Here is a 13,377-nt window from a genome sequence, read left to right as displayed (position 1 = left end):
TTGAGAGTATATAATATGAGGACAAATAATGTAACTAATCCTTTAGGTTTTGAGCTAGACAATCTAAGCTTATCTTGGGTGGTGGATGGAGAGGGAAGTGAATCTAAGTACCAATCAGCTGCTAGAGTTGAAATCTCTTTATCATCAGAATTTACTAGTATTTTATTAGACAGTGGAAAAAAACAAGATATAGATTCTTTAGGATATGAACCTAACATAGAACTACAGCCGCGTACAAGGTATTATTGGCGTGTAACTGTGTGGGGTGACCACGGGGATAGTACAGTTAGTGACACATCTTGGTTTGAGACAGGGAAAATGGAAGAAGAGTGGACAGGAAAATGGATAACACCTAACTTACCAAAGGAAATGCACCCGATTATTAGACGGCCATTTGAAGTGAAAAAAGAAGTAGATTCAGCTAGAATTTATATTACGGGATTGGGCTTATATCATCTAGAATTAAATGGGAAGAAAGTAAGTGATGAGTTTTTGACACCTGGCTTTCATTCCTATGATTTCTGGCTACAATACCAAACCTACGATATTACAGATGATTTAAAGGCAGGGAAAAATGCCATCGGTGTCATGTTAGGAAATGGTTGGTATAAAGGACGTATCGGTTTTTTTCAAGGGTATGAGAATGTATATGGCGATTCTTTTTCTCTGATAGCTGAAGTGCATATTACTTATAAAGATCAAACGAGCGAAGTAATCGCAACAGATGACTCTTGGAAGTGTATGGAAGCTCCTATCACCTTTAGTGGTATTTATGATGGTGAAATATACGACGCAAATATGGACGATAGTTTGTGGAGTTCGGCAGAATTAGGAGAGGAACCTTCTGGAAGCGTCTCGTATTGTGACGGATTTAGTTTTTTACAAGGAAGATACGGTCTTCCAATTAAAGTGATGGAAGAATTGAAGCCTATAGAACTCATCCATACGCCTGCAGGAGAAGTAGTACTCGATCTGGGGCAAAATATGACAGGTTGGCTTCGATTTACATCTAAAGCGAAAAAAGGTACTAAACAAAAGCTAGAATATGGAGAAATACTACAAAACGGTTGTTTTTATCGAGATAACTTGCGAACGGCAAAGGCACAGTACACGTATATCTCAGATGGAAATGAGCGTATAGTGGAACCAAAGTTTACCTTTTACGGGTTTCGATATGTAAAATTAGAGGGATTTGGTGAAAATCTTTCCTTAGAAGATTTTACAGGATGTGTTGTCTATAGTGAGATTGAGGAAATTGGGGCGATAGAAACCTCCAATCCATTTGTTAACAAGTTATTCGAAAATGCCATGTGGGGACAAAAGGGCAACTTCCTAGATGTTCCTACAGATTGCCCACAAAGGGATGAACGGATGGGCTGGACGGGTGACGCACAAATATTTGCGTCTACTGCATGTTTTAACATGTATTCTCCAGCGTTTTTTAAGAAATATATGTATGATGTAAGTAAGGAACAAGAGGCCCTAGAGGGATCGATCCCTTTCATTGTACCAATGATTAAGCCAGAGGGTGTTAAAGGTTTTATCATGGGCCATGGTTCAACAGCTTGGGCAGATGCAGCAACAGTAATACCTTGGATGACCTATTTACATTACGGGAATAAGAGTTTATTAAGTTCCCAATTTCAAACAATGAAAGATTGGGTAGATTATCTCTATAGTATAGATGAAAGTTCAGGTAGTTCCCGTTTAATTACAAAAGGGATTCATCTAGGTGATTGGCTTGCTTTAGATGGTAAGGATCCGAAGGTAGGTAAATTAGGAGGTACGGACCAATTTTTTATTGCTTCCGCTTATTATTATTACTCTACTACTCTTGTAACAAAAGCAGCGTATGCGATAGGAATAGAAGAGGAAGGGAAAAAGTATGAAAAGTTAGGGGCAGAAATAAAAGAGGCCATCATCAAAGAATACGTAACTTGCAATGGGAAATTAGCAATTGATACACAAACAGGGTTAATTCTAGCCCTTTATATGGATTTAGTTCATGACGATCAGAAGCCCAGAATTGCACAAGATTTAAAACGTAAGTTAATTGATAGTGATATGCATTTAAAGACAGGGTTCGTTGGCACTCCATACTTCTGTCATGCATTATCTAATTACGGTGGAAATGAATATGCCTACAGTTTGCTACTTAATGATGATTATCCAAGTTGGATTTATGCAATTAAGCTTGGGGCTACTACGATTTGGGAGAGATGGAATTCTGTTTTGGAGGATGGAAGCATCAGCAGTACAGGTATGAACTCACTTAACCATTATGCATATGGCTCCATTGTCGATTGGATGTATCAGCATATGTGTGGTATTCGTCCAAATGAGAAGGATGCTGGATATCGTAGGTTTCTTTTGGAACCAAAACCGGATGGCAGGTTAAGATTTGCAAAGACAGAGTTTGCCTCTGCTTCGGGTATCATAAAATCAGGCTGGGAATTATCGAAAGACCAAACAATTACCTTTAAATTTACCGTTCCATTTAATACTACTGCAGATGTTATTTTGCCTGATGCTGCTGTTGAGTCCATTGAAGTAGTCGGTGGTACTGTCGAGACAATAAAGGCAGAGCAGCAAAAAGGAGCAGTAGTTGGGCAGTTGACTCCAGGAGAGTATGAAATTACTTATCCACTCCAAAGGGAGTACGTTAAGATGTACAGCCTTGACAGCACATTAAGAGAATTACTGGTTAATGGTGCAACAAGAAATATTATTGAGGAAGAGTTAAAATTTCATTATGAAACACAAGAGCTTTATAAGGGTGAGTTATTAGACATCCCTCTTCGTGATATAAGAAATATCAAAATGGTCGCAAGCTATGTTTCAGAAGAGAAATTAGCTAATGTAGAAAAAAAGTTAAAAAGTGTGAATTAAAATACTAGTTTTCCGTGGCGCTGTTGCTTTAAACAGCGTCAATTTTTAATGAACTACCGGGAACGGTTCTTAGTCGCCACTTTTGTAATATTATGCAATGTAAAAAGGATGAATAGTTTACTTTGAAATATGGTTGTTTACAGTTTTCTGATCGACTCATTTTACTAATTCTATTACAAATAGTACAAAAAACGATAAATGGAACCGTACCTTTTATCCTTTGAAGCTAAGAAAGAGTTATGAAATGATAAATGATTAATTTGGTATAAGTATCATCGTTTTTGAGAAAAAGGAAGGGGAGTCAGGTATTAATGACTTCCTCTCTTGTTGGACTGTATGCTTGTACTTCGCAACAAACGATCGGACCTTTTGTCTTTGCTCATTAAATGTGTAAACACTTATCAACTTTCTTGTTCACATCAGTATCCAAGGCTTTACTCAACTAGCATAAATCGGTCATTCTTAAGGAATTTCTTACAATATTTTTCTACCAACATAGGAAATGCCCTACTTAATCCTTCATGCTCTGCTTCATCCCGGGAAAGAAATGCAAAATTGCCGATGATTGCCCAGATAAGAAATGCTTCTAGAAGTTTTGGATGGTGATCTGGCAACCAGTGATCTTGTCCATAATATCTGACGAATTTCTTTCTGTTATCTGGTACAAGGTGTAAAAGAGTCTCTGCAATATCATATAAATAAAACCCAAAACCACATGACGAGAAGTCAATAGGATACGGCTCGCCCGCATGAAAAATATAGTTACTTTCGTGCAAATCAGCATGAATAACTCCCCATGTCTCAGGCTGTTTCTCCAAAGTAGTAAGGAGCACTACTATTTTTTTCACCGTGTCGTCAATCACATGAAAGTCCTCTCTAGTCATAAGACCTAGAGTTATTAGCCGCTCTAATTGCTGCAGGGAGTTCACTAGATTATCGCTGTCGTAGGATAATCGCTCAAACTTTTGTGGAGTCTTCCAGTTAGCAGCATGCTTGTGAAGCTTTCTCATCAATTGTGCAAGCTTTTTCAGCTCATCTTCAGTTGGTTGCCGGTCTAAGGTTTCTCCTTCAAGCCAATCCTGTAATGTCCAGTATGCATGCTCTCCCGTTGTTGCATTTACAACTGTTGTTGTCCATTCTCCCAATGTATTTTTTACTGGCCTCTGGACCTTTATCGTTCTCTCTGTTGCCAGTTCTTCAAGCCACAAGAACTCGGATTCTATCATAATTTTTGATAAGGATGTTTTATGAATTTTTAATACATACGTTTTTCCCTCTAATGTATCTATTCGAAAAGTCACATTATCACTTTCTCCCAAAAACTTGACTTGTTTTACGCCACCGAGGTTATAATAGTTCATCACCTTTTGCTTCATATCAACTATATTGATTGTTTGTGCTTCACTCTTCATTCTCTATCCACCTCAACCACTCCGTTTTTTTCTAGCAACAGGCGTTGTTACTCCATAGTATTTTCAAATCTAAATATTAGTTTATAACCATCAAATGTCTCCCCAAATTCCTCAATAAAATTATTGTTCGTATAGTTTCTAATAGTTTTTCGCCAAAACTGTTGCCCTCTTTGGTTCGTTTCACTAGAAGGGTTCGTGAACAACACCCATTTTCCCTTATAACGCTCAAATAGCTCAACAGCTGAATGTTCGGCAATCCCTTTTCCACGAAACGGTCTTAAAAGAAAGGCTTCATGAACAAAATAATCAATTCCTTTGTTACAGTACGGGGCTGACGCAATCATCATGAAGCCTGCTGGCCGTCCATCCACTCTGATTAAGTGGGGAAAAAGAGCATCGGGTTTCTGCCACCACATATTTTGTATGTCATATTGATCATTCAAGGTGCGATATTCATTGCTTTCTTCAAATATCCCATGCTCGTTTGGATAGTTCCCATATATTTCAGCCAAATCATGTAAGTATAAGGGATATACATTTTTTATTATGTATGCGTCATCTTCATTAACTAGCTCAACTGTAACATTCATGTTCACCACTCCCTTATTTTATAGTAAGCTCACTCGTAACAATCTTCTATATAAAACATGCTATCTTTATAAAAAAAAGATGCCCTAACCGCTCATATATGGCGGAAAGTAGCATCAATTTTCTTTATTATTTGCTACTAAACTAACTGTAGCACAACTGGTATAAATAGCGTTGTTCACGAATGATTCTGACTTAAACTTGAACACGTATCCAAGCAACGTCTCTTCTCTTGGCTAATGATCCTCCTGATACTAGATTCAGAGAGATAGTTATCCTTCGCCAATTGAAACATCGACACTCCTGTCTGAAAGCGCTGGAAAATAGCTTGATTTCTTTTGCTTAAATAGCTTTTCGTTCCGCTATTCTCTCCCCAAGCTTTGTATGTTTCTTGTTTCTTCGGGATATAAATATATCCACCATCAATATATTTTTGAATCAACGTAATAAGTTCTTTTGGTAACACATGATCGGTATTGTAATACTTCATCGCTTTGCTCCTTCCAAAATGTTCATTTCAGATAGAAACAAAGACTACAAAGCCGAGCACAATGCAGCAATATTACTCGTATTTCTTAGGCTCCAAACAAAGCATTGCCGACACGTTTTGTAGTCTTTGTTTGGAGCAGACGGTAAACTTTGTAAAATGCCTTTTCCCCCTCATTTTATTTCACCTCCAGTAAATGAAGAAATCTCTTCCTTTACCTATTTATTCCACACACATTGCATCTTTTCCTTTTATATGTGGTCTATCGGGGCGTTTCTTAATAGCCACTTTTGTCATATTATGCAACGTAAATAGGATGAATAGATACTTTTGAAATAGGGTTGTTTTTACTTTGCTTCACCTTCTATTAAACTCATCTTACTAAGTCTATTACAAATAGTACAAGAAATGATTAATGGATCCGACCCAGTTATTCTAGTCTATATGATTTAATTTCCTTTACCTTTCCAGACTTTGAAGTATTACTAAACACATATACATCGCAGAAATCTATTTTTGCTCCATTTGCTAATGAAATCACACCATTTATGGAAGCGGATTTCCCGTGAGTTATTACTTCATAAATTTCCAGGCAGTCAACGGTGTCTTTCTTCTCAGTCTGCAAAGCATGAATGAAGGAACTTTGACCTTCTATTTTTTTAGTATCTTTTAATTGATACCAGATAATAGATTCATGTACATATTCCTTCAAAGTCTCATTTGGCTTAACTACTAAAGCTACTGTAAAATCAATGACTATTTGTTTTCTAGGAGCATTGTCACATCCTTTTGGAATGATAAGTTTTATCTCATTTCGGGAACTATTCATTAAGATCTACTCCTTCTTTCTAAACTATTATATTGGACTATCAGGGGCTCGTTCGAGTTGCCACTTTTGTATTCTTATGCAATGTAAAAAGAAGAAATAGATAACTTTGAAATAGGGTTGTTTACATTTTTCTGATCAACTAATTTTACTATAAATTAGAGAAATATTCCAAAAACGATAAAAGTAACTGTCGCCGTTAACTTATTCTATCAGCAAACTGTTTATAGATTACTGCCACAATAAATTTTATACATTGCCTGCCGTTAGGTTATAAGGAATTCTTACAGCTTTTATATGGTGGTGAGAAGGAGTGGTATTGTGAAATATCATGTGTCAATGCAAGGGAATGATCAGGCAAAAGGAACATCTGGTCAACCTTTTTGTACAATTTCTCTTCGCCATAATCAACTATCAATCCTTTCATTAAGGTACCGCGTCTTGGAAGTTCCCAGGACAGTGGGCCTGTCACCGTGGCCTGTTAAAGATCCAATCGTACAAAGTGATTGAATGTTTGTTGTTTTAGCTTTTTTCTTAAAACCAGGTAATTTTCTTTTTAGTATTTTAATAGCAACCAGCAAAATAAGCGGAGAATTTCCTGTTAATTATAGAATGGTCCCCTTTTTAGGGGAAAATAAGAGGAGGTTTTCCGCTTATGTACATATATATTGCCTATTTTAACGTTGTTCGAGTCAGTAGGCGGAATTTCTCCGTCTATTTAAGCTATTTTTAACGTAATTTACTAATTAACCGGAATTTTTCCGTCTATTTATCACATTGGGTTCTTAACCTTATCCCCCAACCGATAAGAACGGATCCTCTTTATCCCAGATGCAGGAATTAACAACTTTTTCTCAGCTAGTTGAGAAACTACTTTCTTTACCGTCTTATCACTTAGTTTCATATACTTCTCGATTTCTATAGGAGAAATTGCTTCCCCTTTTCGAATTGCAAACCGAAGCACTTCCTTTTCGATATAAGATAGAGTTGTTTGGTCCAGTTCATCACCAAGCCAACGGCCAATCACTTGCTGAACAATCTGTTGGCATCGACGTGGCTTCTCCTTCACTTGATCATACGAAAATCTTATCACTGTCCATCCGTCTATCACCAACTGGTTTTGTCGTTCCAAGCTGTCAGAAAATTGCCATCTGCTTATGTTCTGTAGGTGAGGGCCATACCCGTCAATCTCAAGGCATATCCTGATGGCGGGCCGAATATAAGCAAAATCCAAATACCTTTTACCATCCTTGAAATCATCGACTTCATATTCTGATGGAGATTCTGGAAATGGTAAAATAAAGGCCACCACACTTGTTTTAAAAACAACATTTCAGCATGGTTGTGACCTTCTTTTAAGCGGCGCAACCGTTCACCAGTTCTTGCTGCCATGTGAATACTCAAAAAGGCCTGGTACTCTTCTTCAAATCCCATAACTGACCTCCTACTATTATCATTTAAGAAATACCTTTGCGGAACAAATATCAAATTTTTGGTACTGCTCTTTCATGAAATTATGGTATTTACTCCAAAGGTGCTTATCAAATCCTCAATGGTAAGTAAAATCTCCATTTTTAATTGGATTAAACTTTGAACAAATTTTTAAAATTAATGAATGTTTATGAGAGTGAAAGAAGTGGTGAAATTTGGCTTTGAATTTCAGGAGTAATGGAAAATATAGACTTACGGATTAGCCATTATAACAAAATATTTAGAGAAGAATTCGAGGATTGATCTATTTTTAGTTTAATAGAATTATTAAATTAGTCAATAGAATTCCTATCAATTCTAATTCTGTCTAGAAAATTAATTAGTTTATAGGCTCCCAACCTTAAGGAAAGATAGGTTACCCTTTATTAAATAAATACAAGAAGCAAAATAAGCGGAGAATTTCCTGTTAATTATAGAATGGTCCCCTTTTTAGGGGAAAATAAGAGGAGGTTTTCCGCTTATGTATATATAAATTGCTTATTTTTACGTTGTTTGAGTCATTAGGCGGAATTTCTCCGTCTATTTAAGCTATTTTTAACTTAATTTACTAATTAACCGGAATTTTTCCGTCTATTTATCAGGTTTGGTACTTAACCTTATTCAATTTTTCTGTCTCCCTAGAAAGCAAAAAAATCATGAATGAAGAACTTTACTGTGCAGTATATAGTCACAAACGAAAGACGATCACCTATAAAAGTGATCGTCTCTATCAAGAACAGTTTCATGTTTTCGATGCGTACAAGTTACTGATAAATAACAAGCCCCGGTTTCGGGTTGAGGTCCATAACTTCCTCTGGAGTCATTAGAGGATTATCATAGTGGACCCCTGGTATATCAGAGTAGTAATACCATAATTTAAAGCCTTTGAATGGTATATTCGTAGCCTTTGAATTTGTCGCATGTGTCGCTATTTTTCCGGAAGGAGGACCCCACCCTGACGTATTGTGGACGAGTAACACGGGATCGTAATCAACGGATACCACTTCAACATCACGAACCATTTTTTCAATAAACTGATGGAAAACAAATTGTCGTTTCCCTGGAATGTCATTGGAAATCATATATTCACGCATTGTTTCTTGAATCTGATTTATTTCTTCGCCAGTTAAATGTCCTATCTCGTTCATTGGATTATTCGTACGCCATTCCGGATCGAGTGCTAGATGGACATTGGGATATTTCAGAAATGGCAAGATTTCATTAAGGGCATCAATCGGATGATATTTCCCCATTTGATGATCTAGATATACTAAGACACCATTCTTATAGGCTTCCTCAATGTAGGACATCATTTGGTCGAATTTCAATATGCCAATTTCGCCACCCGGCTGAACTGTTCCATAAACAAGGTATATTGCTGGGATTACGCCTTTATCCCCATTAACGGAATCGTATTTCTCAGCTGTCTTTTCTAACAGTGGTATTAGTTCTTGAACAGAGTGTCGCCCTACAATTCCCATTAATCTGGAATTCGGGTGTCCGTAATAGGAAACAACCGTATTATCATCAAAAAGGGTTGGAGATGTAAAGAAATTATTTAGTTCCTCATCTTCAAAAAGGTTTGGATCTGATAAGAATTCTCTAGAATCCTTCACTGTATATTGCGTTAAAACCCAACCTTCCGTCATTTTATCTCCACTGCTAACTTGAATATGTAACCAGTCATCTTCGCCCTCTCGAACTTCTTCCAAAACTTTTACCTGTTTTCCTTTCGTGATAATCCCAAGTGATGTACCTTGGGCATCTCTGTCGGCTCTGATATTCAACCTGTCTACACTAACATAAGCGACATTTTCCTGGACTTTATCATCTTCCACATTTTCCTCAACTTCACTTGTTTCTTCATTATCTTCGTTTTCTTTAACATTTTCTTCTTCTGTTGATTCTTCTTGTTCTTCTATTCCATTTTCGTTGATTTTATCGTTGTCTTCTAACTCTTCCTGATCGTTAAGATTATTATCTTCTGGTGGTGACGTTGTTTCGTTACTACACCCTATTAAACTAATAGTAAATACGAGAAGTAATGCTAACATGAATAATGCTTTCTTTGACATTCCGACACCCCTTAGTTTTATGTAATATCAGCTCTAGAATTTCTTACAGCTTAGTTACAACCACCCTCCATCCTGATTTCCATTATAAAAATCGTATTATAAAGACAAGCTAAAAACAATAGTAGTTTCTTCCTGAAAACTGATAGATTCTTACACCCTTAGGGGCTAAATAACGGGGAACTCTACTAAACTACACGGGGGTCGGGAGGACAAAGGGTCAGGTGCCGCGTCCAGGAAGTTCCTAGGACAGGGCTCTACGCTGACCACGTGTCCTACTGGAAAGCAACCTGATTTCGCCCATCTTCTTTAGCAACATATAACGCATTATCACAGCGCGACAGTAAGGAGCTATGGGTATCCCCTTCCACGTGTGTGGCTACGCCGAAGCTGGCAGTTGTTTGGCCTACTTCGTTAAATGAATGATTTTCTAAGTGCTGCCTCAGATTTTCAGCAAGCTCCAGTGCTTTGACAGTTCCTGTATTTGGGGAAATTACTAAAAACTCCTCCCCACCCCAGCGTCCAACTAGGTCGGTTTTGCGAACTTTTTCTTTTATAATGTGTGCTGTTTCCCTAAGTATGTTATCACCGACTTGATGGCCATACTTGTCATTGACGGCTTTGAAATGATCAACATCTAGCATAATAAGTGATAACGAAGTACCGTTTGTTTTAACTTTCTGAAGCTGTTTATCTAACTCAGCATCCAGCCGCATTCGGTTTGGAATCATAGTGAGGTTATCTGTATTGGCCAGTTGTTCCAGCCTTTGTTTTGCTTCTTCGAGTTGCTTTGTACGCTCTTGTACTTTTTCTTCAAGTTTGTCGTTCATTTCTTTTTTCATTAAGTTAATCTTGTCGCCAAGTGCTAATGAGAGAAAAACAGCTTCAAAGCCAGCCGCGGTTGCAGGTAAAATTTCATAGAGACCAGGATGAAACGGGATCCATTTTAAAAAGCCGAAGCCCTGAATTAGCATCGATCCAAGTAAAACTGTCCAGCCTACCATGTAGAAACGAGCCATTTTATAGCCCTTCAGTAGCATCGTTAAACCGGAGACCCAAAGAAATGCTAAGACAATCACCGTAAGAAGGGTAATCACATTATTTATCGCTTCAAGGTTTGGCACTGTAAAGACGGATAACAACGACAAAATAGTCAGAAATAAAAAGATGTTTAGCATCCGGTTATGTTTTGGTAAGTGGGTTTTCAGTTCTAGAAATTCTTTTCCGAATAAAATCATAAATGAAACTAATAATGTGCAACTTATTGGCAATGTTCTATATAGTAACCAGTCAGGCAAAGCGTGGCCAACAAGTTCAAGGTCAAATGCATTCATCGTGGCCTGATAAGCCATAAAGCTGAACATATATAATACATAGAAAATATACACTTTTTCTTTAAGTGAAAAAAACAAGAATAGGTTATATAGCATGAGGGCTAGAAGAAATCCATAAAATAAACCAGTTGAAAACTTATAAGTAATCACGTTTTCAAGAAAACCTTTATCTGTATATAAATAAGAGCTGAACATGAGTGGCAATTCACCGTATAGAGCAATATACACTTCTGTGACATCTGGTTCTTCAACTGTAAATAAGTTAGAGAAGTAACGGATTGATTGACTATCGTTTTCTGCAATGCCACCCTTTTGAACGGTGTAAGATCCATCTTTTTTGACAAAATACATATCTACGTGATCTTGTTTGTCAATGCCCTCTATCACAAAACCACTTGTGTTTCCTTGTATCAAATCATTCAGAGGTAGACGAAGCCAGATCCTATCAGTTGTATGCCAAAAAAAAGGATATTTTTGGGTGCTCGGTGTAAAGTATTGATCGTACATTCCATCAATTAAATCTTCCACTGTCACTTTATTGGTTGAATCATGAAATACATCGTAGTGAGGTCCGAGTATGATACGACTTCCTTCCATAGAGGAAGATCCCTTGATTTCAAGAGGAGTCATAAACAACATTATCACTATGAAGATAGCTATCATGTAGGTTTGATGTAGTAGCTTTGACTTTTTGTTCCAAATCATAGTTGAGCCCTTTCTTCTAAGTTTCTTATATTCATCCATACTATGATTATACTATTTTTATAAACAAGGTGTCTAAAAATTGAAAAAACGATTCTGCCCCCCAGTAGCGTAACACTTTAGCATAGTGGGGGTCAGGAGCTTTGTACCATGTCCCTGTGTCCTATTTACCTGGTTTTATTGAAATGTCTATTTAAGAAGTCCATTATTTTTTCTGCGTATTCTTTATCTTGCTGTGGGTTTGTAAAATCATTGGTTTTTATGATGAAATGGAAATCCCCTTCTCTGATCCAGGTTTCAACATGAGATGGAGCTTCTTTCATAATTCGTTCAAAGCTAGCATAAGGAACTTGAGAATCACCTGTCGAATGCATGATGAGTGCAGGCTTATCGCCAATCTGTTTTATTAATTTTTTTGGACTGATATGTAAACTACTTACTCCATACTTCCAAGTAGTATAAATTTTTACAAAGGGTTTCTGAATAGCTGAATAGAAGGCAGGTGCACCCATATTCGTCATATTGTCATAAAATGCATCTTCCCAAGATGAATATGCAGACATGCTTATTAAACCATCTATTTCTGGTATTTTTCCAATAGAGTTTATTGCTGTTGCTCCTCCCATCGATAAGCCGTAGACAATGATAGGAACATCTGTATATCGAGTATCATTTTTAATGTATTCTACGACGGCTTCCGTATCGAGATATTCTTTATAGCCTAAAGAAATAGCATCCCCGTCACTTTCACCATGTGCCCTCATTTCCATTAGAATGGATGCGTAATTGTTTTCTAATAAGTATTTAGAGTGCCCATAAAAAGCCGTTACGGAAGGATTGTGAATTCCTGAAATAAAAATGATGACAGCATGAGGATCTGGTGTAAAAACTTCATAAGCTGCTATATTTAGATCATCAGAAGTAGTTAAGACGAGTTTTTCCGCATGGAGATCAAACTCCTTTGCAGTGTATAATCGATCAAATGTCACATGTCTATTGACTTGATCTCCCATGATGAGCGGTGGTGTAACTATTAATATAGCAAGAAAGATACTGATTAGTATGGCGAAAAAAATAATAATACTGTTTCTCATTTTTCGTTTCTTTTTTACCCTATTCTCAGATTGTACTAATACCTCTTTCATTCGCGTCACCTCAGGTTAATTATATCTTTCGCCCCATTGGATGTTAAGGAGCAAAGAGAGAGTTAGGAAGTTGAATACAGTGTAGTTCACAGAATTGTCAAGTTCCTGACGTCACCAAAGGATAACGGTATTATGGTAGATATATATCCTAATAAAAATCTTCTAGTTGTTAGTCATGGATTATTGATTGGAGAAACGTTAAAAGGGTTACTTCATGATGAAACAACAGGTAGAAAAATGGGGAACACCTCCGTAACAACGGTTAAACACAATCAAGGTTTATGGGAGTATTTGGTTTATTATTGTGTGAAACATCTGGATGAGTAGAAAATGTAACTATAGATTTACATACATTAAACGAAAGACCAAGTCTGACATAGGTATTTACTGTCAGTGGAAAAAAAACGTACAAAGAATGGCAGAAAGGTTAACAAACTGGACGTTGGATTACT

At 37.0% G+C, this 13,377-nt stretch carries 12 protein-coding genes; 3 read left to right on the top strand and 9 right to left on the bottom strand.

The features are described 5' to 3' along the window. Positions 1–2,889 (top strand): alpha-L-rhamnosidase, encoded by a 2,889-nt coding sequence (locus ACERII_RS05375; protein ID WP_373640617.1) that lies wholly within the window; start codon positions 1–3, stop codon positions 2,887–2,889. 434 nt (positions 2,890–3,323) lie between these two features. Here ACERII_RS05375 and ACERII_RS05370 read toward each other — a convergent pair whose 3' ends face one another. The 4 genes from ACERII_RS05370 to ACERII_RS05355 all read right to left on the bottom strand — a co-directional run bounded on the left by ACERII_RS05370 (position 3,324) and on the right by ACERII_RS05355 (position 6,205). Then, on the bottom strand, positions 3,324–4,301 hold the full coding sequence (locus ACERII_RS05370) for a phosphotransferase enzyme family protein (RefSeq protein WP_373640615.1): 978 nt from the start codon (positions 4,299–4,301) through the stop codon (positions 3,324–3,326). 47 nt (positions 4,302–4,348) lie between these two features. Further along, positions 4,349–4,891, bottom strand: a complete 543-nt coding sequence (locus ACERII_RS05365) for a GNAT family N-acetyltransferase (protein ID WP_373640613.1) — start codon at positions 4,889–4,891, stop codon at positions 4,349–4,351. 176 nt (positions 4,892–5,067) lie between these two features. Further along, positions 5,068–5,379: a CD3324 family protein gene (locus ACERII_RS05360; protein WP_373640612.1), complete on the bottom strand. Its 312-nt coding sequence runs from the start codon at positions 5,377–5,379 to the stop codon at positions 5,068–5,070. A gap of 427 nt (positions 5,380–5,806) precedes the next feature. Then, positions 5,807–6,205, bottom strand: a complete 399-nt coding sequence (locus tag ACERII_RS05355; protein WP_373640610.1) for a hypothetical protein — start codon at positions 6,203–6,205, stop codon at positions 5,807–5,809. Positions 6,206–6,523: 318 nt separating this feature from the next. Here ACERII_RS05355 and ACERII_RS05350 point away from each other — a divergent pair, with 318 nt between their 5' ends. Then, positions 6,524–6,712, top strand: a complete 189-nt coding sequence (locus ACERII_RS05350) for a hypothetical protein (RefSeq protein ID WP_373640608.1) — start codon at positions 6,524–6,526, stop codon at positions 6,710–6,712. 262 nt (positions 6,713–6,974) lie between these two features. On the opposite strand, the gene ACERII_RS05345 is transcribed toward ACERII_RS05350, so the two are convergent. The 5 genes from ACERII_RS05345 to ACERII_RS05325 all read right to left on the bottom strand — a co-directional run bounded on the left by ACERII_RS05345 (position 6,975) and on the right by ACERII_RS05325 (position 12,925). Further along, positions 6,975–7,295: a hypothetical protein gene (locus ACERII_RS05345; protein WP_373640607.1), complete on the bottom strand. Its 321-nt coding sequence runs from the start codon at positions 7,293–7,295 to the stop codon at positions 6,975–6,977. Positions 7,296–7,357: 62 nt separating this feature from the next. Continuing rightward, entirely contained in the window at positions 7,358–7,636 is a 279-nt protein-coding gene (locus ACERII_RS05340; RefSeq protein WP_373640605.1) for a hypothetical protein, read from the bottom strand. Between the two features lie 800 nt (positions 7,637–8,436). Continuing rightward, the gene (locus ACERII_RS05335) at positions 8,437–9,747 is read right to left on the bottom strand and encodes an SH3 domain-containing protein (protein ID WP_373640604.1); all 1,311 of its coding nucleotides are present in this window, start codon (positions 9,745–9,747) and stop codon (positions 8,437–8,439) included. A gap of 272 nt (positions 9,748–10,019) precedes the next feature. Further along, a complete protein-coding gene (locus tag ACERII_RS05330) occupies positions 10,020–11,675 on the bottom strand; it encodes a sensor domain-containing diguanylate cyclase (RefSeq protein WP_373640602.1) in 1,656 nt (551 codons plus the stop codon). A 272-nt stretch (positions 11,676–11,947) separates the two neighbouring features. Continuing rightward, positions 11,948–12,925 carry a serine aminopeptidase domain-containing protein gene (locus tag ACERII_RS05325; RefSeq protein ID WP_373640601.1) on the bottom strand — a complete coding sequence of 326 codons (978 nt, stop codon included), beginning with the start codon at positions 12,923–12,925 and terminating at the stop codon, positions 11,948–11,950. A 132-nt stretch (positions 12,926–13,057) separates the two neighbouring features. Here ACERII_RS05325 and ACERII_RS05320 point away from each other — a divergent pair, with 132 nt between their 5' ends. Next, positions 13,058–13,252, top strand: coding sequence for a histidine phosphatase family protein (locus ACERII_RS05320; protein ID WP_373640599.1), 195 nt, complete (start codon positions 13,058–13,060; stop codon positions 13,250–13,252). The last annotated feature ends 125 nt before the right edge of the window (positions 13,253–13,377 follow it).

The organism is Evansella sp. AB-rgal1, assembly GCF_041820985.1.
Classification (GTDB): domain Bacteria; phylum Bacillota; class Bacilli; order Bacillales; family Salisediminibacteriaceae; genus Evansella.
Note: the sequence above shows the minus strand (reverse complement) of the source record. Positions and strands in the feature narration are given on the sequence as shown.

Coding starts and splice junctions, on each gene's coding strand:
- ACERII_RS05370 (WP_373640615.1), bottom strand. CDS start 4,301: ATGAAGAGTGAAGCACAAACAATCAATATAGTTGATATGAAGCAAAAG.
- ACERII_RS05365 (WP_373640613.1), bottom strand. CDS start 4,891: ATGAATGTTACAGTTGAGCTAGTTAATGAAGATGACGCATACATAATA.
- ACERII_RS05360 (WP_373640612.1), bottom strand. CDS start 5,379: ATGAAGTATTACAATACCGATCATGTGTTACCAAAAGAACTTATTACG.
- ACERII_RS05355 (WP_373640610.1), bottom strand. CDS start 6,205: ATGAATAGTTCCCGAAATGAGATAAAACTTATCATTCCAAAAGGATGT.
- ACERII_RS05340 (WP_373640605.1), bottom strand. CDS start 7,636: ATGGGATTTGAAGAAGAGTACCAGGCCTTTTTGAGTATTCACATGGCA.
- ACERII_RS05335 (WP_373640604.1), bottom strand. CDS start 9,747: ATGTCAAAGAAAGCATTATTCATGTTAGCATTACTTCTCGTATTTACT.
- ACERII_RS05330 (WP_373640602.1), bottom strand. CDS start 11,675: ATGGAAGGAAGTCGTATCATACTCGGACCTCACTACGATGTATTTCAT.
- ACERII_RS05325 (WP_373640601.1), bottom strand. CDS start 12,925: ATGAAAGAGGTATTAGTACAATCTGAGAATAGGGTAAAAAAGAAACGA.
- ACERII_RS05320 (WP_373640599.1), top strand. CDS start 13,058: ATGGTAGATATATATCCTAATAAAAATCTTCTAGTTGTTAGTCATGGA.